The following is a 22612-nucleotide window of genomic DNA, read 5'->3' as shown; positions in this document are numbered from 1 at the left end:
TCACCTCTGTTATTGAAGATTTCGCTAAGTAAGCGCAGTGATTATGTAGAGTAGCACACCTATTTTTCTAACTAGAACTAGGACTATCATTCTATAATAAAGTAACATAAAAGAATAGCTTGTTGTAATACAATTCAGCTTAAAAGTATTCATTTCAATGGTGTACTATAACAATTTACATATACGTTCTCTGAGAAAAAATGAAAAAAGTGGGAAGTGCTATGAAGGTTTTGTTGTTCTATTATTTGTAACGTGTTTTCGGTAAATCAAAAAATTTATATTTGAATAATAAAAAATAATAGGTAATTTATCTTGAAAAGGTCGTTATACAAATCGTTTGTGTAAATTAATTTACATTTTAAATGCTTACTGGAGGAGTTTACATATGTTGTGATAGCTTGATTTCTTTTGCGCAAAGAAAATTTGCTTCGATAAGGTTTTAAAATTCTCTTTTGTTCTTAATATTTCTGTCTATCAATTATTTGTATTTTCTAACCCTTTACGTCTAGTGGTTTTGAATCTAGTGGCAGCGTAGGAGAATACATGGCTTAATATGTGAAAATATGCACAAATTTAGCTATTTTAAAATAATTTATTTAGCGTAAATAAGTACGGTAGAAAAATAATAATAGCTAAAATATGTTGGTGAAATTGTTTGATAAACGCCTTTTTTCTTAGGGACTGTAAGGATTTCGATGTTTTTGATATGCATTGACTAGTCGAAAACTTTTTGGAGAAATAATATTTTTTAGAAAAACATCTTGCATTCGAATAATTATAAGTGGTAAATTGTTTTACATGGACGTTCATAGAATTTTCACAGGTAGCAAAAGAGGGGAGAAATGAGAATTTATGAATAAAAATAGATGGTTAATTGCATTATCTGCAATCGCTATTCACCTTTCCATTGGTGGAGCCTATGCATACAGTGTATACAAGCTGCCGATTGTCACAGAAATGGGATGGAGTGAAACGAAGGTTACGATAGCCTTTACAATAATGATGGGGCTTGCTGGTTTTTCAGCAGCGCTATTTGGTAGTTTAGTAGAAAAAATGGGTCCGCGTAAATCGGCTATGGTAGCAGCAGTGCTGTTTGGAGCAGGACAAGCTGGTGCAGGTGTGGCAATCTCTATGGATTCTGTCACTTTATACTGGTTAACTTACGGCTTACTTAGTGGTTTAGGTATGGGGATTGGTTATATCGCACCTGTCTCTACATTAGTAAAATGGTTCCCAGACCGTCGCGGTTTAGCTACAGGTATGGCTGTATTAGGATTTGGATCGGGAGCATTAATTACTGCACCGGTAGCAGCAAACTTAATGGAAGCAGTCGGAATTTCTACAACTTACTTTATTTTAGGGGCAAGTTACTTCACGTTAATGATTTTAGGGGCTTCTTATATAGCGCCGCCAAAACCAGGTTTTATGCCTGCGAATATGAAAGCGGCAGCAGAAAAAGGCAAGGATGTAGTGAAAAAAGATTTAGCAGTAATGTCAGCTCGTGAAGCTGTGAAAACAAAGCATTTCTGGATGTTATGGTCCATGCATTTAGTCAATGTAACTGCGGGTATTATGATGATTTCTGTTGCATCTCCGATGGCGCAGGAAATTGTAGGTTTATCAGTTGCAGGTGCTGCAGCAATGGTAGGCGTTATGGGATTATTCAATGGTGGTGGTCGCTTAATTTGGGCTGCTGTGTCAGATTATATTGGTCGTTCAAACGTCTTTGTAATATTCTTTACAGCACAACTTATTACATTTATCGTATTGCCACATACGACAAACGTTATTATTTTCCAAGCACTTATTTTCTTAGTAGTTAGTTGTTATGGTGGCGGTTTCTCAAACTTACCTGCATTCGCAAGTGATCTATTTGGTACGAAGCAACTTGGTGTTATCCACGGTTATTTACTAACAACTTGGTCTTTAGGTGGCGTTTTTGGTCCACTTCTAGTGAGCGCTATTAAAAATGCTTATGATAGTTACATTCCTGTATTCTATGTATTTGCAGGTTTAATTGCCATTTCCTTAATTATTTCGTTAACGCTACGTGCAGATGTGCGTAAACAAACTGCGTTAAAAACAGCAGAGCAAAAGGTTGGAGACGTCTCCGCTACACGATAATTTTTACTTTCAATTCGCACTTGAAAAGTATAGCCGTATTAGTGTCATTTCGCATATGACGCTAATGCGGTTTTTTATTTGTAGCAATTGTTATACAACACTTGATTAATCTTCGTCTAACATATAACAGCTCATGTTTGATGTCAATAAGATTATGGTAAATAAAGTGATTTTGCTACTAAAAGAGAAATTTTGCAACGTTATTCTATTTATAAGTGACAGCAATTTACTATAAAAATAATCAAAATAATAGTATATAAAGTGCTATATGTCTGTAGTGGTGGACTGTGACAAAGAATGGTGAATCTTTTCATGGCAATTAACGTATATAAGGGTATAAAGGAGGCGGACGATATGGGAAAGTATTCATTAAATGAATTCATTAAGAAAACGCAACAAGATGATTATGAGAACGAATATTTTGAGTTAGAAACAGAGCGTGTATTAGAGGTTAATTTAGATGGTGAAGTCTGGTCAAAAATGGGGGCTATGATTTCATACATAGGCGACATTAAGTTTGAGCGGGAACGTGTTTTAGAGCATGGCCTTTCCAAAATGTTTAAAAAAGCATTAACAGGCGAAGGGACGCAACTTATGAAAGCAAAAGGAAAAGGGCGTCTCTATTTAGCTGATCAAGGGAAAAAAGTGACTATTTTTGATTTAAAGGATGAAAGTATTTGTGTCAACGGGAATGACTTGCTGGCATTTGAACCAAGTATTAATTGGGACATTCAATTAATGCGTAAAATGGCTGGTATTATGTCTGGCGGACTGTTTAATGTAACGCTACAAGGAAGCGGTAAAGTAGCTATTACAACACATTTTGAGCCGTTGACGTTATTGGTGAAGCCTGGTGAAACGGTTTATACAGATCCTCATGCTACAGTTGCATGGTCAGGTAATTTAACACCTGAATTTAAAACAGACATTAGCTTCCGTACATTTATTGGACGTGGCAGCGGTGAATCGATTCAAATGGCTTTCTCCGGCGAAGGGTTTGTCATTATCCAACCGTATGAAGAGGTTTATTTGTCTAACGAAAGTTAAAATAAAGTAGGGACAAAAATGCAAAAGTGTTAGATTGACTGCTATCAATCTAACACTTTTTTGTTATGCCCCGTTGATGTCCGCTTCGGCGGTGCTTTCCGCTTAGCAACTCTCGCTAACGCGCGGCTTACTTTGTGTGCTGTTCCCACAAAAGTCCTACCATTGCTACTATCAACTCGTCTATTCTAAGTTGTTCAAAGTGAATCGGGTCATTCGAATGCGGCGTTCATTCCTGCAATTCGTCCTGTCACAAGTGCAGACGTAATATTATAGCCACCTGTGTAACCATGAATATCTAATATTTCTCCGCAGAAAAACAAACCAGCCTTTTTCTTAGACGCCATCGTTTTTGGTTCGATTTCTTTCACAGAAACGCCTCCACCTGTAACGAATGCTTTGTCGAGTGATTGCGTACCGCTAACCGTCATTGTGAAATTGACTAGTAAATGTGCTAGCGCGCGAATTTTTTCTTGCGATAATTCAATGCCAGTCATTTGAACATCAATATTTGCACGGTCACATAAAAATAGCAGCCAGCGTTCTGGTGCGACGCCTTTCCAAACATTTTTCACTGCTTTTTTAGGTTCTTCTTTTATAAGCTTATTTAAATATTGCAGACATGTTTCCTCATTGAAATCTACAAGCGTTTGGATACGCATTGTGACAGGTTCATAACCCGTTTTCATTAACTCCTTGACGACAAACTGACTACAGCGTAATACAGCAGGGCCGCTTAATCCGAAATGCGTAAAGAGCATGTCCATTTGATGTGTTATTAGTGGTTTACCTTTTTTATTGAGAACGGATACCGCGACATCTCGTAATGCTAGTCCTTGTAGCTCTCTCGTTTGAATAAACTCCTCTTTTGATAAAACGGGCACTTCTGTTGGAAAGAGTGTTGTCACATTATGTCCAGCACGCTCGGCTCAAGGGTAGCCATCACCTGTTGAACCTGTTTGTGGCACTGCCTTGCCTCCAACTGCTACAATAACAGCATTACAGCGTACTTCTGTTCCATCTTCTAAGCGCACACCAAGAATCTTTTCATCATCCATCAATAACTTGTTAACGGGTGTATTTAACCTTACTTCAACATGTAGTCGTTGCAATTGACGAATTAATGCATCGACTACATCTTGCGCTCGGTTGGACATAGGGAACATACGACCATGGTCTTCTTCTTTTAATGCAACACCTAGACCTTCGAAAAAGGCAATAATATCCTCATTGTTGTAAACAGTAAAGGGGCTATATAAAAAACGACCGTTGCCAGGAATATGTTTAACAATTTCTTCAACAGGTAGTCTGTTTGTTACGTTACATCGACCACCACCAGAGATTGCAAGCTTTTTCCCAAGCTTTGTCCCTTTTTCGAGAAGTAAAACTTTCTTTTTTCGTTCTCCAGCTGCGATGGCGGCCATTAATCCAGAGGGGCCACCACCGATAACGATTACATCATACATATATGTGAACTCACTTTCTTTTCATTATTAGGAACTTTTCCTATTATACATGAAGTCTATATAGAGGGCGGCTAGTTTACATTGAAAATTATAATAAAGTGCTTTATAATTTTTTATCTATAATGACAGCATGAAATGAACGGCTTTTCGTGCTATGATGATAGAGGTTATGCACTAAATTATGAGGTGAAAAATAGATGTGCGGATTTATTGGCTATATTAATGGAACAAATGTGATTGATCATCACCAAACAATTGAAAATATGATGAATACAATTATTCACCGTGGGCCAGATAGTGGTGGTATTCATAGTGACGATAAAGTAACGTTAGGTTTCCGTCGTTTAAGCATTATTGACTTATCAGACGTGGCAAATCAACCTCTTTATAGCCCAGATGGCAACATTGTGCTTGTTTTCAATGGGGAGATATATAATTTCCAAGAGTTGCGTAAGGACCTACAAGAAAAGGGTCATACATTTAAAACGAAATCGGATAGTGAAGTGTTAATTTTCGGCTATCTGCAGTATGGTGTAGAATTTGTCAAACAGCTTCGCGGTATGTTCGCATTCTGTATTTGGGACAAAAAGAATGATTTACAATTTATCGCGCGTGATGGCTTTGGTATTAAGCCTTTGTACTACACTGAAAACACAACGGATGGAACATTTATTTTTGGGTCAGAAATTAAATCTTTCTTGCCTCATCCAGCATTCATTAAAGAATTAAACAAAAATGCATTACGTCCTTATTTAACGTTCCAATATTCTTCAATGGACGAAACATTCTTTAAAGGTGTATTTAAATTACCACCAGCGCACTATATGGTCATTAAAAATGGACAAAAACAAATTGTCCAATATTGGGATAAAAAATTCCATGCGAAAGAAGCGCCGATTGAAAAATATGTGGAAGATATTCGTTCAACAGTAAAAGAGTCAGTAGATGCCCACCAAATTAGTGATGTAAAGGTTGGTTCTTTCCTGTCTGGCGGTATTGATTCTAGTTATATTACATCATTGCTACGTCCTGATAAATCATTCTCTGTTGGTTTTTCTGACTATGAAGATATGTTCAATGAGACAAACTTAGCAAAGGATTTATCGGATACATTAAATATTCAAAACGAGCGTAAATATATTACAGCGGATGAGTGTTTTGAAGCTTTACCGAAAATTCAATGGCATATGGATGAGCCACAGTCGAACCCATCTTCTGTACCGCTTTACTTCCTATCGGAGCTAGCGGCGAAGGATGTAACAGTAGTACTTTCTGGTGAAGGTGCGGATGAGATTTTTGGAGGCTATTCGTGGTACCAAAACTCTGGTCGAATGAAAAAATACGAGAAAGTACCATTTGGTCTACGTAAAGCATTACGAGGTATAGCAGAAGCATTACCTAAAAACCAATATACGCATTTCTTAGTAAAAGGCGGGCAAACGGTAGAGGAACGCTTTATTGGTGAAGCGGTTGTATGGGATGAAGATGACGCATTAAATGTCTTAAAACCAGCATACAAAAACGGACCATCTGTTCAAACAATTACGAAACGTATTTATGATGAAGTACCTGGTGATGATGATGTTACGAAAATGCAGTATTTAGATTTGAATTTATGGATGCCTGGAGATATTTTGTTAAAGGCAGATAAAATGAGTATGGCGCACTCTATCGAATTACGTGTACCATTTTTAGACAAAGAAGTAATGGAGCTAGCTAAAAATATTCCATCAAGATATCGTGTCAATGATATTGATACGAAATATGTCCTTCGTCAAGCGGCACATCAGGAATTACCAGAAGAGTGGGCAAAGCGTCCGAAGCTTGGCTTCCCAGTGCCAATTCGCCACTGGTTGCGTGAAGAAAAGTACTATAATATGGTGAAGGACATGTTTACAACTGACTTTGCCAACGAATTTTTCGATACGAAGCAACTAGTTGGTTATTTAGATGAACATTATGAAGGCAAAGCTAATCGTGGTCGCTATATTTGGACAGCGTATGTGTTCTTAGTATGGTATAAACAATTCTTTGTTGATATGTAACACAGAAGTAGCAGTTCAAAGAATCTAGTAGATTTTTTGAACCGCTATTTTTTTGGAAATATACTAGACAATGAATATCAATTTGTTCTAATATACGGAGAATTGAGGATTTCAAAAACTTTTCAGTGTTTTTTACATCTGTTCTCTTGTAAATATGTTAAGATAACAGTTGGTTTACTTGTTTTAATGTTTGAAAAGTGATGCTGTTACATCACTTATAAAAAGCTTGATTTTACTAATGAATGGATGGATACGATGTCCAATTTAATGAAAGGTACTGCGATATTAACATTAGGGATGTTTTTATCTAAGGTGCTTGGATTAATTTATATTTTTCCCTTTTATGCGATTGTTGGGCAGGAAAATATTGCGCTGTATCAATATGCATATATTCCTTACTCAATCATGCTCGCAATAGCCATTTCAGGTGCACCGATTGCTGTATCGAAATTTGTTTCTAAATATAATGCATTAGGAGACTATCAATCAGGACGCAAGCTGATGAAGTCGGGCATCCTTATTATGATGATAACGGGTATGGTGTCCTTTGCTGCTCTTTTTATATTGGCAACACCGATTGGTGAACTTGTTATTAAAAGCGATGAACAGAAATTTACTGTCGAGCAAATTGCTTCTGTAATTCGTTGGGTAAGCTTTGCGCTTATTGTTGTCCCATTTATGAGTTTATGGCGTGGCTTTTTTCAAGGCTATGACAAAATGGAACCAACAGCAGTTTCGCAGTTGGTGGAACAAATTGTCCGAATTGTTGTTTTATTAGGTGGTTCTTTCTTAGTGGTTGTTGTTTTTAAGGGTAAACCTGAAACAGCAGTGTCTTTTGCGGTATTTGCAGCATTTATCGGGGCAATTGGTGGTTTAATGGTGCTCTATTACTACTGGAAAAAATATCAACCTGAATTTAATTTATTACGTAGTCAAAGTATTACGTCTACCCAGCTACCAATGTCGGATATTTATAAAGAAGTGATAACGTATTCCATTCCGATGGTATTTGTAGGGGTGGCTAATCCATTATTTCAATTAGTGGATATGTTAACATTTAATGGCGCTATGAGTTCCATTGGTTTAGCCAAAGTAACAGATGAATATTTATCGATGATTAACTTTACAACACATAAAGTAGTCATTATTCCAGTTATGTTAGCAACAAGTTTTTCAATGGCGTTAGTACCAACGATAACAAAATATTTTACACAAGGTGAGTATTTATCGTTACGTCATGCGATGGATAAAACGTATCAAATTTTAATTTTCATTACATTACCAGCAGTTGTGGGCATTTCATTATTAGCGAATGAAATTTACTTTATGCTTTACTCTGAAAGCGAAATGGGTGCAACGATTTTAGCTCATTATGCACCAGTGGCAATTTTATTTGCGTTGTTCCAAGTTACTGCCGCGCTGCTACAAGGTATTGACTTCCAAAAGTGGATTGTCTTCAGTCTACTATCAGGTATTTTAGTAAAGCTAGCCCTTAACATAACGTTTATTCGTTGGCTAGAAGCGGACGGAGCTATTTTAGCAACAGCGATTGGTTATAGTGTATCAATTATTATTAATTTGCTAGTGCTTCGAAAAACGCTTAATTATAAATCAGAAATGGTTATACGTCGTGTTATGCTTATTTCACTTTTAACAGCTGCAATGGCTGTCAGCGTTTTAATCGTTCACAAGCTATTAGAACTTGTAATGGGTCCAGTGGATGGTAAATTCTCGGCGCTTGTCTATTCTGTTATTTGTGCAGCAGTGGGTGCTGCTGTTTATGGCTATTTGTCGTTACGCTTAGGTTTAGCACAAAAACTACTTGGTGAGCGCATAACACGAATTACAAGTAAATTAGGGTTTAAATAGGAGGAACAATGCGTTTAGATAAATTATTAGCCAATATGGGCTATGGCTCACGAAAGGAAGTTAAGCAACTCCTAAAACAAAAGGCCTTTTCTGTTGATGGCACGTATGTAAAAGATGCGGCAATGCATGTTGATCCAGAACAGCAAAGTGTTGTCGTATTCGGTGAACGTGTTGTATATACAGAGTTTGTGTATTACATGATGAATAAGCCACCAGGTGTTATTTCTGCCACAGAAGATTTACGAGATGAAACTGTCATTGACTTATTAGACCCACTACATCAACATTTTCAACCATTCCCAGTCGGTCGTTTAGATAAAGATACAGAGGGCTTGTTACTATTAACGAATGATGGTGTTTTGGCTCATAACTTACTTTCTCCAAAGAAGCATGTACCTAAGGTGTACTATGCTAAAATAGAGGGGATTGTTACGCAAGATGATGGAGAACAATTTGCGCGTGGTGTCGAACTAGATGATGGCTACGTAACAAAGCCAGGCAAGCTTGTTATTCTGAAATCTGCTCCGCAATCAGAAATTGAATTGACGATTCAAGAAGGTAAATTCCATCAGGTAAAACGGATGTTTGAAGCAGTAGGTAAACGTGTCATCTACTTAAAACGCCTTTCTATGGGGAGCTTACAACTTGATGAAAACTTAGCATTAGGTGAATATCGCGAGTTAACGCCAGAAGAATTAGCAGGCTTACAAAATAGAGAGTAAAGAAAATCCTCGATGCTATACTTTTAGTATCGAGGATTTTTTTTATACATGTTTGTCCCATTAACTGTATAATATGATATATCAATAAAATAACGTGGGAGAGGCTTGACGTACCGGAAATATTTTTTGTTCAAAAAAAGATAGTGAAGATGAGTAGAGGACATGTTAATGAAAAAACTACGGATTAAATTATTAATATCTTTAATTGCCTTTGCATTAATACTTGTTGCTGTAATTTCTTATGTCAACAGACAAATTCTTGTGACAAATATTGAAACACAAGAAGCTCGTAATCGAACATTAATTGAAAATCATATTCTTGCAGATATGCAAACTGTAGATAATGCGCACTTTTATTTTGATAAAAACATTTCGGATCAGATGGAAAAAGAGTTAAGAGCATTAGCTACTTATTATAAGCAAAATCCAAAAATAGACACTTGGAACTTACAACAAATGAAAAGTCAACATGGTATGGATATATACATATTGGATCAAACAAATACGGTAATTTATACTACATTTCCAAAAGATTTAGGTCTAAATTTTTCGCTTTGCTGTAAAAATTTTTCGGCATTATTGGATGAACGTAGAGAGAGTGGGCAATTATTTACAGATGGGATAGATATTTCGACCACTACTGGTGAGTACCGTAAATTTAGTTATTTAGCAACGCCTGATAAAAAATACTTATTAGAGCTCGGTTTGGAATTAAATGAAGTCCCTGTCTTTCAAACATTTAACTTTGGAAAAACCGCTGCGTATTTAGTTGAAAAGTATAATGACTTACTGGATGTTCGAACGATTAGTGCAAACGGTGTTTTTTTCTCGGACACCGAATCCACTCGGGTAACTGTGAAAAATCAAACAAAAAAATTCCAGGATCATTTTAAGACTGCACTACAAACGATGAAGCCTGCTGAATATCAGCAAATATTAGACGATGGCTATATTGAAACCTATCGTTTTTTACCGTACGAAGCAGAGACGGTGCGTGGTGCCTCAACAAAACGGGTAGTCTATGTTAAATATGGCAATCGTACAGAGTTAACTGCACTTGCCAATAACACAAAACAGTTTTGGTATGTTTTAATGATTGCATTAGTAACAGCGTTAATTATGTTAGTTGTTATTAATAGGCTATTTTCTAAAACGATACATCTTGCAACCTATGATCCACTAACAAATGTATATAATCGTGCTACATACATTAGCAAAATGGATAAATTATTGAAAAAAAGAAAAGCCAATACGCCTGGTTTATTATTAATAGATTTAGATAACTTTAAGCAAGTAAATGATCGATTTGGACATGCTGAAGGAGATAGGATTCTTATTGAAACAGCTAAAATTTTAAAAGACGTCGTAAGAACAGAAGGTTTCGTTGTAAGATTTGGTGGAGATGAATTTGCAATTGTCCTATATGATACGAACAATGAACATATGGTACAAGTAGCAAGTGCGATTTTGGAGAAAATCCGTAGATTAAAAAATGTAGAGAATCATAAATGGTCGGTTATTTCTGTTAGTATGGGTGGCGTAATTTGTGAAAAGTCAAATGAATCCGAGTTAAGTTTATTTGAACGAGCAGATAAGGCTTTATATCAGTCGAAAAAAGCAGGTAAGGACCAATATTCTAGTTATCATGAAGTAGCTTCAACAGAAGAAAAATACAATCAATCAACGTAGTTTTACAACGGTTATAAGTAAAAGCACGAGTCCAGTAGGTAGCCTACTTGTCTCGTGCTTCTTTATTGTGTTTTGGGTCGATAAAATAGGGAACTACATAAAACAAGGGCAGCAATGACGATAAACATTGTATCAATATAATGTGTTAACAGCCAGCCACCTATAATAGGACCAATAAAACCGCCTAAATTTTTAAATTGTGACGCACCTAAATATGTAGCTTTTTGGGTCTCTGGCGCAATTTCATCAATCATGACATTCATTGTTGGGAAAGTAAATATTTCACCAATTGTAAAAAGAACCATTGCACAAATAAACAACGGATAGTTTGTAGATACGCCAAATAATATAAGCCCAACAGCAAAGAATAAAATACCGATAAGCAGTATTGTTGTTGATGTGAAGCGCTCTGAAAAAATACTAATCGGTAATTGCAGTAAAAGTACAACCGCAGCATTTAACGAAATCAGTAGCGAATAGAGCTTGGCTCCATCTTCAATTTTGAGCTCAATAAGCTGAGGAAGTGTTGAGTCGAATTGCGAGTAGCCAATATTTATTAAGATTGCGCCGAAAATAAAGCTTAGCAGTACACGGTTTGTTAAAAGAATTGTAAAGGTTTGTAGCACTTTTGTATGAACCATCGCCTTTTGCTGTTGCATTTTGTAACGATTCAACACGAAAAATAAAAATATGGCATAAACAATGTACATAGCGCCTGTCAACATAAACGGCACGCTAGGACTAGATAATGTCGCAATATATACACCAATAAGTGGTCCTATGACTGCGGCAATATTAATGGCTGTGTAACGCAATGAAAACAATCGTTTTCGTTTATCAGCAGGAGTAAAGTCAATCATTAAAGCCTGTGTAGAAGGTTCAAAGAAGGAGCGACATAACCCGTTCAATGCATTTAGAATGACGAAAAACCAAATTGTATGCGCTGTTGCAAAACCAAAGAACACAATACTCCATACGAGGATCGTAAGTAAAATAATACTTTTTCGACCAAAGCGATCTGTTAAGTAACCGCCGAAAAATCCACCTACTGTAGAAATAAGTGGCGCGATACCAATGGTTAATCCTATTTGTAAAGGGGAGGCATCAATTTCGTTATGTAAATAGATAGCTAAAAAAGGCATTGCCATAAAGCTTGCAACGCGTGTGAAAATCGTTCCACCTAAAATAATCCAAACAAGTGGATGAAACATTTTGGGAAGTTTCATAGAATTATCCTCCTCTCAACATGTAGAATGTTTCGAGTGTAACGGATAATAAAGTGCTTTGTAAATAGAAAAAAAGAATGACCCCGACGAAAGGTCATTCTTTTTCCATACAAAAATGCTTTACGCAAAGTGCGCAAAAACTAAGACGTCAATTTTACTTTTTTACTCGTCGTTGTCCATTTGCCTCGACTTGGACTCATCACCAAATCGTTAAAGGCTAACACGTTCAAATCTCTTTGAACGGTGCGAGGAGTGATGCTAAACTCTTCGACTAAATCCTGTGTAGACACGGTTCCTTTGTCTAAAATAAACATGTACACATCTTTAATACGATTAAGCATTCGATCAGTAGTTGGTTTCATAAATGAACCACTCCTTCATCTTAATTCACTTGGCAAAGACTAGCGGACGACAATATGTGCGGAGTGCACTGAGGCTATTAAGTAGCTGCCTTAGACATCCCCTTTTCTAATTTTATGTTCAGAACAAATAATTCTGATAACTCTATTATATAGAATAATGATGTGATTTTCTAGTGAATGGCGTGGAAATTTACAATTAATTCATAAAGTTTGCGCTGTATTTTGTGGAGATTAGTGAAAAAGATGCTATATGTGGTAGTGTAAAGGAAAGATAAGAAAATGATAGTTAGAAAGATGATTGAATTTTTTTTAGTAAAGAGTAGAATAATCTTATTATAAAATGGAGGAGGTACATAGGATGGATTGGTTACAGGTTGCAAAAGAAAGACAAGATGAATTAATTCAAGAGTTGCAAGAGCTTGTGCAAATTAATAGTGTACTGGATGAAAAAACAATAACTGCGGATGTGCCTTTTGGTGAAGGACCGTTAAAGGCATTGGAATGGTTGTTAGCGAAAGGGGAAGCACAAGGGTTACAAACAAAAAATGTTGATAATTATGCTGGACATATTGAAATGGAAAGGTGAAGAGTTACTGGGTATTTTATGTCACGTAGATGTTGTCCCTGTAGGTGATGAATCAAACTGGACGTACCCACCTTTTAGCGGCACGATTGCAGATGGAAAATTATTTGCGCGCGGTGCTATTGACGATAACAACAGTTGCTGCATGGATGGCAATGAAACTTGTAAAAGATGCAGGTATTCAATTAAACAAACGTGTGCGTATGATTATCGGAACAGATGAAGAAACAGGCTTCCGCTGTGTCGACCACTATTTTAAAAACGAGGAAATGCCCACAATCGGTTTCGCTCCTGATGCGGATTTCCCACTGATTAATGCCGAAAAAGGCATTGCTGCGCTTGTGTTGTCCCAAAAGCAGATTGGGGATGCAACGAAAGAACAGCTACTACTATTTAATGCTGGAAAGCGTTCAAATATGGTACCTGATTTTGCGAAAGCGACAGTTCAATTCGTATCTTCACCGTTCGAACAGAATTTTCAAACATTTTTAAGTAAAAATCAGCTAGAAGGCTCTTTATTAATGGAGGGTTCTCACTATATAATAACTATCAAAGGAAAAGCAGCCCATGCAATGGAACCTGAAAAAGGTGTCAATGCAGCTGTTTACCTTGCAGCATTTTTACAACAAGAGTTAACGACTGAAGGAAGTAAGCAATTTGTCGATTTTATCGTTGATGTATTCCATCAGGATCATTATGGTCATGCACTAGCATTACAATATGAAGATGACATGTCCGGACAAACAACATTAAATCCTGGTATTGTAACGTATGATGCAGCGCAAGGCGGCAACATTGTTATTAGTTTCCGCTACTCTGTAACGTATCCATTTGATGACAAAATAACAGAAGCACAACGATTAGCTGCAGACAAAGGATTTTCACTTGATATTCAAGAAAACTCAAAACCTCATTATGTCAGTGAGGATGATCCGTTAATCCAAACGTTAGCTGGTGTTTATCGCCGACAAACGGGCGATAACGAAACACCTTTACTTTCAACAGGCGGTGGAACGTATGCACGCGTCTTGAAAAAAGGTGTGGCATTTGGCATGCTTTTCCCTGGTGATCCAGATGTCATGCATCGTGCGGATGAATATGTAATTGTTGATAAATTAGTACAAGCTGCTGCTATTTATGCAGAATCCATTGCAGAACTGGCTGGGAAGTAAGTGTCATTAAGAGCGTAATGTTTTCTTGCCAAAGAGATCACGAAGCTTCACACGCCAAGCACTTCACTGAAAAGTTTACTTTGATTTACTGCATCTGGTCTTACTTGATTGTGTAGTGGGAATCATTGTACTTAAAAATGTGAAAATAACTTAAAAATGAAAAGGATGTATAAACATGGCATACTCATTATGGAATGACCAAATCGTTGAAGAAGGATCTATTACAATTTCACCAGAAGACCGTGGTTATCAATTTGGTGATGGTATTTACGAAGTAATCAAAGTATATAACGGGCATATGTTTACAGCACAAGAGCACATCGATCGTTTCTATGCTAGTGCCGAAAAAATTCGCCTTGTTATTCCTTATACAAAAGATGTATTACACAAATTATTGCATGATTTAATCGAAAAAAATAATTTAAATACAGGTCATGTTTACTTCCAAATTACACGTGGAACAACTTCTCGTAACCACATTTTCCCGGATGCAAGCGTGCCAGCAGTGCTAACAGGTAATGTTAAAACTGGTGAACGTTCTATTGAAAATTTCGAAAAAGGCGTAAAAGCGACATTGGTTGAAGATGTTCGTTGGTTACGTTGTGATATTAAATCTTTAAATTTACTTGGCGCGGTACTTGCGAAACAAGAAGCATCTGAAAAAGGTTGCTACGAAGCCATTTTACACCGTGGAGATATTATCACAGAATGTTCTTCTGCTAATGTCTATGGTATTAAAGATGGTAAACTTTATACGCACCCAGCAAATAACTACATCTTAAATGGTATTACACGCCAAGTTATATTAAAATGTGCCGCTGAAATAAATTTACCAGTGATTGAAGAGCCGATGACAAAAGGCGATTTATTAGCAATGGATGAAATTATTGTGTCTTCTGTTTCATCTGAAGTGACACCGGTTATCGATGTGGATGGTCAGCAAATTGGTGCAGGTGTTCCTGGTGAATGGACTCGTAAATTGCAAAAAGCATTTGAGGCAAAATTACCAATTTCAATTAATGCCTAAACTGTATAAATGATTAAAAAGAGCTACCTAAAACTTGGTTATTCGCCAAGTTAGGAGGGTAGCTCTTTTTTATAGAACAAAATATGCATGTATTCTCCTGAAACGTCATGTAAAATAAAAAAGATAGCGCCTTTAGTCGATATCACGGTGATACCGACTAGTAACGAGGCGAATTTGATATGGGGCAGTAAGATTGGAGTGACCTAAACATGGCACAATTAGTGAAAATACAAGATTATATTTCACGTTATCAAATTGATTTAGCTAGATATCCAACTCAATTTGTACGTTTAAAGAAAAGCCAATGGGATCGAATTAAACGTCAATGGGAATTGGGCGAAGATATTACCGAGTGGCAGCATACTGCGAATGAAAAAGACAATGATGTATTGGAAGAAAAAGAGCGCTTCTCACTCTTTAAAAAGATTTTTGCAGGGCGACACAAAGAAGATGTGCAAGAAGATATTGAGCAAATCGACGTTACAAACGAATTGACAAATGACGAAGATATGATCCCAGAAGAAGAAACAACTTTATCATTTGAACCGAATATAGTGTACGCACCTCAGTCTATTCATGAGTTGAAGCGAATGTTTATAGATCAGTTTTTTCATTTCCAAATGAAGTGGGCGAGTTCCACTTTGCGAGAAAAATCATATGTTGATCCTCGATTTTTACGTGATTCTTTGTTACGAACATTGCTACAAAAATTACCAGATAATTATTTAGTTTTTTACTATCCTATTTTGCAAGTGAGAAAGGCACCAATTGAGCTAGATGTTGTGTTAATGTCACCTACAGAATGTATTTGTATTACTGTACTTGAGGCAGAGAATCAAGCAGTGTATGTAGGTGGAAGTGACCGTTTTTGGGAGAAAAAAGTGGGCACAAAAGATTCGAAAGTACTGAATCCAATGATTAATTTAAGTAGAATGGAATCTGTGTTAACTCAATTATTTAAGCAAGATCAAGTCGACATGCCGATTCGCAAAGTTATTTTAACACGCAATGGCTATTTCGATTATCCAGGCTCATCTTTTAACGTTCGATTAGTGGATCGTCGTAATTATAATGAATGGTTGCATGCTTTAAGAAATGTATCATCTCCTATGAAGCATATGCAAATCCGCGCTGCACAAACAATTTTAAATAACGTCCAAACGACTTCATTTAATCGTGATATTTGGCAACAGACACCTTCAAAAGCTGAGGACTAACAGATGCATGTATTATTTATTGTCAATGAGCGTGCAGGGAATGGCAAAGGGAAAATTGTTTGGAATAGACTACAACGACATTTAACGATTGATTATCAAGTCGCTCTGACACAATATGAGGGGCATGGTCAAGAAATTGCGAGCGAATGGGCACAAAACGGGCAAATAAAAAAGTTAATTATTGTTGTTGGTGGAGATGGCACCGTTCATGAGGTAGTTAGTGGCATTGTACATAATGATTTTGTTGTGATTGGTGTTATTAGTGCAGGCTCTGGTAACGACTTTGCACGTTATTTTCCAACATTTCAAAATGCAACACAAATTGAAGCTTACGTCAAAACGGAAATGCTTGAGCGTTCGATAGATATAGGAAAGATTCAACTAGGAACCATGTACGATGAAATATTCGTCAATAATGCAGGGCTTGGCTTTGATGCCTATGTCACAAAGCATATTAATAAGTCGCGTCTAAAATACTATTTTAATAAAATTGGATTAGGAAAACTATCTTATGCTGCCGCAGTAGTTAGAAGTATGTTTCGTTTTACCTGTTTCGATGTAACGGTTTATGCAAACAATCAAACACATCAATTTCAGAATGTATGGTTTGTAGCAACGAGCAATCAACCGTATTTTGGTGGAGGAATGAAAATTTCACCTATGTCTAATGCATTGGACGGCAAAATTGAATTAACCATTGTTCATAATATTGCAAGATGGAAGCTACTACTAGTTTTTGCTACTGTTTTTTTTGAGAAGCATACAACATTCCGAGAAATAACTTTTTTACAAAGTAATCAATTTGAGATTGTTGTACATGCACAGAGCGTTGATTGTCATACAGATGGTAACTACATTGGTGCAATTGGACAGGATACAATTGTGCGCTGTACAATCCAACAGCAAGCATGGAAATGTATAAAATTAGAAAAAACAAAAAACGTCATTTCGCAATAATATCATGCGAATATGACGTTTTTACGTTATACTATAAAAAATCAATAATTTCACTATTAAGAAATGAGGAAGAAAATTGAGATTACGAAATAAGCCTTGGGCAGAGGAAATGATTACAAATCATCCAGAGGTGATTATTCCAAATCCTGAAGACTTTAAAGGGAATTGGCAAGCGGTTTTTGGCAACAATCACCCATTACACATTGAAGTAGGTACTGGGAAGGGTCAATTTGTAACCGGAATGGCTCTGCAAAATCCAGATATTAATTATATCGGTATTGAGCTTTATGATAGTGTCATCGTTTGCGCATTAGAAAACATTCTTGAAGCTAAATCTCCAGCGAATTTACGTTTGTTAAAAGTAAATGGCGCAGATTTAAATAAATTCTTTGAAAAAAATGATGTAGACCGCGTGTATTTGAATTTCTCAGATCCTTGGCCAAAATTACGCCATGCAAAGCGTCGTTTAACGCATGAGGGTTTTTTGAAATTATATGAGTCGATTCTAGTGGATAACGGGGAAGTTCATTTTAAAACGGACAACCGTGGACTGTTCGAGTATTCGTTAGTTAGTATGTCTGAATATGGTATGTTACTGAAGTATGTATCACTCGACCTACATGCAAATATGCCAGAAGATAATATTATGACAGAATACGAGCAGAAATTTTCTGCTAAAGGTCAGCCGATTTATCGCTTAGAATCGCAATTTATTACAAAATAATAGATAGCAGGGGGAGTAAGGATGGATCAGTTAAAGTTTCACAATATGACATTATCATGGCTAAACGGGGGTGTCACTTGCCTTGATGGCGGTGCAATGTTTGGCGTAGTACCAAAACCACTTTGGTCACGTAAATATCCAGTAAACGAAAACAATCAAATTGAATTACCAACAGAGCCTATTTTAATTCAATATGGTGAAAAAAATTACCTTATTGATACGGGTGTCGGTTTTAACAAATTAAATGAAAAGCAACTACGAAACTATGGCGTAACAGAGGAATCGACGCTAGCTGATAGTTTACAAGAGCTTGGTCTAACAACCGCTGATATCGATGCAATCTTAATGACACATTTACATTTTGATCATGCGGGTGGTCTGACGCAATGGGAAGGTGAAGTTTTAGTTCCTACATTCCCAAATGCTAAAATCTATGTAACACAAATTGAATGGGATGAAATGCGTGAGCCAAATATTCGCTCAAAAAATACGTATTGGAAAGAAAACTGGGAGCCTGTACAGCATTTAGTTGAAACGTACGAAAGCTCTTTAGAGGTAGCTCCTGGCATTGAAATGATCCACACAGGTGGTCATAGTGATGGACATGCCATCATTAAGTTGTCACAAAATGGTGAGGTCATGATACATATGGCCGATATTATGCCAACGCATGCGCATCAAAATCCTTTATGGGTGTTAGCATATGATGATTATCCGATGACGAGTGTATTTGCCAAGGAACGAATGATGAAAGAAGCTTTAGCAAACGGCTACAGTTTTATTTTCTACCATGATGCGTATTATCGAATGGTGAAATGGAATGAAACAGGTAAGGAAATGGTTGCTAAGTTAGAACGCAGTAGACAAGCGGTTATAACATTTTAATCATAGGACACACATGTGAACTAGACTATAGGCAAGCGAAAGATTTGACGCTTGCCTGTAGTCTTTTTTATTTATCTTGCTGTAATTGTTTATGTGCCTGGCACCGATATTTTTTGTGCAGTTTTCAGCTAGTTGTAAACGACTACTTTCTGACTATGGATGGAATATGCTGTTTACCGATATTGGTATACAATATTCTGAATATTTTATATTGACCGATTAGTCTAATATTAATATACTGAGATAACATCAACGAGCGTTATATTGTCAGAAGGGAAATGAACTACAATGAAAAATTTTATTAATAATGTACTAACCGGTATGAGTATGGGGATTGTCGTTTGTTTAATTCCAAACGCATTAGTTGGAGAAATATTAAAATTAATTATTCCCTACGTACCTCAGTTAGAAATTATTTTAAATACATCGGTTTTAGCTATGAGTCTATTGCCAGTTGTAATAGGTGTAATGACAGGTATTTGCTTTAAATTAACGCCTGTTCAAACATGTAGCGTTGGACTAGCTGCATTTGTCGGTAGCGGTGTCTATACAATTGATCCGGATGCAGGCATTACCATCGCCGGTATTGGTGTGGTAATTAATATCGGGATTACGACAGCTTTGGCTGTACTGTTTGTGCAATTTTTAGGAAATAAGCTGAAAGATTTTACACTTCTTTTAATGCCTGCACTTGCTATGTTCGTACCTGGTTTAATCGGAAATGCCATTTTACCGTATGTGCGTACAGGCTCAGGCTATGTTGGTCTGATAATTGAGCATTTAACGACATTACAACCTGTTGTAATGGGCTCGCTAATTGCCATGATCTTCTCTATCTTAATCATTTCACCAATCTCTACAATCGGTGTTGCGACAGTTATTATGTTATCAGGCATCGGTGCAGGTGCAGCAAATCTCGGTGTTTGTGCATCTGGCGTCGGAATGTGTATTGCCAGTTATAAAGCAAATAATATTGGGACAGCCATTGCCCATGTTGCGTCAGCAAAAATTCAAATGCGTAATTTTTTCATGAAACCTAAAATAGCATTTCCGATGATTATTACTGCGGGAATATTAGGGGCATTAGCAGGTCTGTTTGAAATCGTAGGTACCCCATACAGTGCAGGTTTCGGTTTAGGTGGTTTTGTGGGACCGTTGAAATATTTAAGTTTAGTCGGATGGACACCTTATACAATCACTGTAGCTGTTACATTATTTATCGCCTTACCAATTATATTAAATGTCATCTTACTGCGAATCTTCTCGATGAAATTGAAATGGATTACATCCAATGATTACAAAGTACATTATGAATAATGGAAAAGTCTCCGTATGGGGGCTTTTTTTTCGTGAACATTTTGGAAAATGTGATACACTAAAAGCTATACTAAAACACAAAAGAGAGTTGAAATAACGATGGCAACGGAGCAACCATTTTTACCAGTATTATTAGGATCAGATATGAATGCATACGGCATGGCCCGAGCATTTTATGAAGCATATGGCATTAAGCCACTTGTATTAGGACGTTCACATTTAACAGCAACACAGGATAGCCATATATTGGAGTTCCAAGAAATCGATCGTTTAAATGAACAAGACGTATTTGCACCAGCCCTTGCACAAGTTGCAAAACAATACGCTGATAAAAAATTACTGCTACTTGCTTGTGGCGATGATTATGCAAAACTAATTATTAAAAACAAACCGGCTCTACAGGAGCACTTTACAGTACCTTATATTGATGAGTCATTAATGGATGAAATATTATTGAAAGAAAATTTTTATAAAATGTGTGAGAAGTACGACTTTAAGTATCCAGGTACAACAACAGTTACAGCTAAAAACTATCAAGACTTTACACCACCATTTGACTATCCAATTATTTTAAAAGCGTCCAATTCAGTGGAATATTGGGCTTGTAAATTCCCAGGAAAGAAAAAGGTCTTCGTTGCACATGATGAAGCGGAAAAAACGGCTATCTTAAAAGCGATTTATAGCTCTACTTACCAAGATACAATGATTATTCAAGAATTCATCCCTGGTGATGATTCGTATATGCGCGTGTTAAATGCATATGTAGGAAAAGACGGGAAAGTGAAGCTAATGTGCCTAGGTAACCCAATTTTAGAAGAGCATTCACCTGAAGGAATTGGTAGTTATGCAGCAATCGTAACGACATATGATAAAGCGCTGATGGATCAAGTGCGCCACTTTTTAGAGGATATCGGCTATACGGGCTTTGCTAACTTCGATATGAAGTATGATATTCGCGATAAACAATATAAGTTATTTGAAATTAATTTACGTAACGGTCGCTCAAGCTATTATGTAACCGCAAGTGGTCATAACTTAATGAAATATGTAGCGGATGACCATATGTTAAATATTGAGCAACAGTTAACATATGTTGAGGATAAACATTTATGGATGATTATTCCGAAAGGTGTGCTATTTAAATACGCATCAAACGAAAAGCTTAAACTAGAAGCGCAAAAATTGATTCGTGAAGGAAAGTGCACCAATTCACTTTACTTCAATCAAGATATGAATCCAAAGCGATGGGTAAAGCTTACGCTAAATAATCTAAACTATTACCGAAAATATAAAAAGTATTTTAATAATAAAGGTCTAGAAGAATAAGATTACGTAAAAGGAGGTATAACACATATACCTCCTTTTATTTGATTTGTCTCGGAGTAAGGTGATTTACTCGCGGAAGGGTGAGGAATACCCGCGGAGTGAGGTGATTTACCCGCGAAAGCGAGGAATACCCGCGGAGTAAGGTGATTTACCCGCGAAAGGGAGAAGAATACCCGCGGAGTAAGAAGATTTACCCGCGAAAGCGAGGAATACCCGCGGAGTGAGGTGATTTACCCGCGAAAAGAGAAGAAATACCCGCGGAGCAAGAAGATTTACCCGCGAAAGCGAGAGAAATACCCGCGGAGTAAGAAGATTTACCCGCGAAACAACGAAAAACAACTTGAGCAGCATCGTTCATCCTTCACTACATATATGTAGTTATAAAGAAAATAGCATATGGACGTATCACAATGTCCACATGCTATTGTAAAAGATTATGTTTAGACTTCGATTAGTTCTACGACAACGCCAGAGCGAGCGTCGGCAGCGAACTCGAATGTTTGCATTTCACCCTCGTGCATGCGAGAAATCCCACCACGATAAACGGGAATTGTCATAAAACCATTTGTGAAATTATCTGTTTTCATAAAGATCCAAGAACCGTCTATTGGCGCATCTTTTTTAAATTCCTTTTTTATGTTTTCAAGTACTTGTCCTGCTGGCACATACGGAGAAACTTTTTCACTGGCTTCTTTAATAATGACTGCCGCGGCGAGGCCTATTGCAACACCAATTAAAAAATCACGTAATTTCATGGGTTTTTTCCTCCTTTTCCTATAGCTCTATTTTAGCATAGCACAAAGAGTGAATGCACGTTCATTGCAAAGGACTTTTATGAAATATATCAATATTTCGAC

The 22612-nt window shown here is 36.8% G+C and carries 16 protein-coding genes and 2 pseudogenes; 14 read left to right on the top strand and 4 right to left on the bottom strand.

Features of this window, described 5'->3' with window-relative positions:
- Window positions 1–852: 852 nt before the first annotated feature.
- Together LO754_RS17785 and LO754_RS17780 are read left to right on the top strand one after the other, a co-directional pair.
- Complete coding sequence (locus tag LO754_RS17785) at window positions 853–2124, top strand: L-lactate MFS transporter (protein WP_024363732.1); 1272 nt, start codon at window positions 853–855, stop codon at window positions 2122–2124.
- 354 nt (window positions 2125–2478) lie between these two features.
- Complete coding sequence (locus LO754_RS17780; protein ID WP_024363733.1) at window positions 2479–3171, top strand: AIM24 family protein; 693 nt, start codon at window positions 2479–2481, stop codon at window positions 3169–3171.
- A 209-nt stretch (window positions 3172–3380) separates the two neighbouring features.
- Here the strand turns inward: LO754_RS17780 and LO754_RS17775 are convergent.
- Window positions 3381–4634, bottom strand: a pseudogene (locus tag LO754_RS17775) (BaiN/RdsA family NAD(P)/FAD-dependent oxidoreductase).
- A 197-nt stretch (window positions 4635–4831) separates the two neighbouring features.
- Between LO754_RS17775 and asnB the strand changes: the two are divergent.
- From asnB to LO754_RS17755, 4 genes are all read left to right on the top strand, one after another.
- On the top strand, window positions 4832–6679 hold the full coding sequence (asnB, locus tag LO754_RS17770; protein ID WP_024363735.1) for an asparagine synthase (glutamine-hydrolyzing): 1848 nt from the start codon (window positions 4832–4834) through the stop codon (window positions 6677–6679).
- Window positions 6680–6934: 255 nt separating this feature from the next.
- Window positions 6935–8548: a putative polysaccharide biosynthesis protein gene (locus LO754_RS17765; protein ID WP_229387414.1), complete on the top strand. Its 1614-nt coding sequence runs from the start codon at window positions 6935–6937 to the stop codon at window positions 8546–8548.
- Between the two features lie 8 nt (window positions 8549–8556).
- Window positions 8557–9270 carry a pseudouridine synthase gene (locus LO754_RS17760; RefSeq protein ID WP_231784932.1) on the top strand — a complete coding sequence of 238 codons (714 nt, stop codon included), beginning with the start codon at window positions 8557–8559 and terminating at the stop codon, window positions 9268–9270.
- Between the two features lie 168 nt (window positions 9271–9438).
- The gene (locus LO754_RS17755; protein WP_024363738.1) at window positions 9439–10959 is read left to right on the top strand and encodes a GGDEF domain-containing protein; all 1521 of its coding nucleotides are present in this window, start codon (window positions 9439–9441) and stop codon (window positions 10957–10959) included.
- Between the two features lie 62 nt (window positions 10960–11021).
- On the opposite strand, the gene LO754_RS17750 is transcribed toward LO754_RS17755, so the two are convergent.
- Window positions 11022–12185 carry an MDR family MFS transporter gene (locus tag LO754_RS17750; RefSeq protein WP_231784931.1) on the bottom strand — a complete coding sequence of 388 codons (1164 nt, stop codon included), beginning with the start codon at window positions 12183–12185 and terminating at the stop codon, window positions 11022–11024.
- Between the two features lie 140 nt (window positions 12186–12325).
- On the bottom strand, window positions 12326–12547 hold the full coding sequence (locus LO754_RS17745; RefSeq protein ID WP_025220342.1) for a DeoR family transcriptional regulator: 222 nt from the start codon (window positions 12545–12547) through the stop codon (window positions 12326–12328).
- 358 nt (window positions 12548–12905) lie between these two features.
- Here LO754_RS17745 and pepV point away from each other — a divergent pair.
- The 8 genes and pseudogenes from pepV to LO754_RS17705 all read left to right on the top strand — a co-directional run bounded on the left by pepV (window position 12906) and on the right by LO754_RS17705 (window position 21755).
- Window positions 12906–14302, top strand: a pseudogene (gene pepV, locus LO754_RS17740) (dipeptidase PepV).
- 175 nt (window positions 14303–14477) lie between these two features.
- Entirely contained in the window at window positions 14478–15329 is an 852-nt protein-coding gene (dat, locus tag LO754_RS17735; protein WP_108029982.1) for a D-amino-acid transaminase, read from the top strand.
- A gap of 209 nt (window positions 15330–15538) precedes the next feature.
- Entirely contained in the window at window positions 15539–16546 is a 1008-nt protein-coding gene (locus LO754_RS17730) for a nuclease-related domain-containing protein (RefSeq protein WP_024363742.1), read from the top strand.
- Between the two features lie 3 nt (window positions 16547–16549).
- Window positions 16550–17503, top strand: a complete 954-nt coding sequence (locus LO754_RS17725; protein ID WP_231784930.1) for a diacylglycerol/lipid kinase family protein — start codon at window positions 16550–16552, stop codon at window positions 17501–17503.
- 76 nt (window positions 17504–17579) lie between these two features.
- A complete protein-coding gene (gene trmB, locus LO754_RS17720; RefSeq protein WP_024363744.1) occupies window positions 17580–18227 on the top strand; it encodes a tRNA (guanosine(46)-N7)-methyltransferase TrmB in 648 nt (215 codons plus the stop codon).
- Window positions 18228–18248: 21 nt separating this feature from the next.
- Window positions 18249–19112, top strand: coding sequence for a YtnP family quorum-quenching lactonase (locus LO754_RS17715; protein ID WP_025220337.1), 864 nt, complete (start codon window positions 18249–18251; stop codon window positions 19110–19112).
- A 288-nt stretch (window positions 19113–19400) separates the two neighbouring features.
- On the top strand, window positions 19401–20429 hold the full coding sequence (locus LO754_RS17710) for a PTS sugar transporter subunit IIC (protein WP_024363746.1): 1029 nt from the start codon (window positions 19401–19403) through the stop codon (window positions 20427–20429).
- Window positions 20430–20528: 99 nt separating this feature from the next.
- A complete protein-coding gene (locus LO754_RS17705) occupies window positions 20529–21755 on the top strand; it encodes a carboxylate--amine ligase (RefSeq protein ID WP_108029979.1) in 1227 nt (408 codons plus the stop codon).
- Between the two features lie 440 nt (window positions 21756–22195).
- Here the strand turns inward: LO754_RS17705 and LO754_RS17700 are convergent, their stop codons facing one another.
- Window positions 22196–22510, bottom strand: a complete 315-nt coding sequence (locus LO754_RS17700; protein ID WP_231784929.1) for a hypothetical protein — start codon at window positions 22508–22510, stop codon at window positions 22196–22198.
- Between the last annotated feature and the right edge of the window lie 102 nt (window positions 22511–22612).

Origin of the sequence: Lysinibacillus sp. GJ-1 (assembly GCF_021166035.1) — a bacterium.
In the GTDB taxonomy this organism is placed as follows: domain Bacteria; phylum Bacillota; class Bacilli; order Bacillales_A; family Planococcaceae; genus Lysinibacillus; species Lysinibacillus sphaericus.
This window is presented reverse-complemented; position numbering and strand designations above follow the sequence as displayed.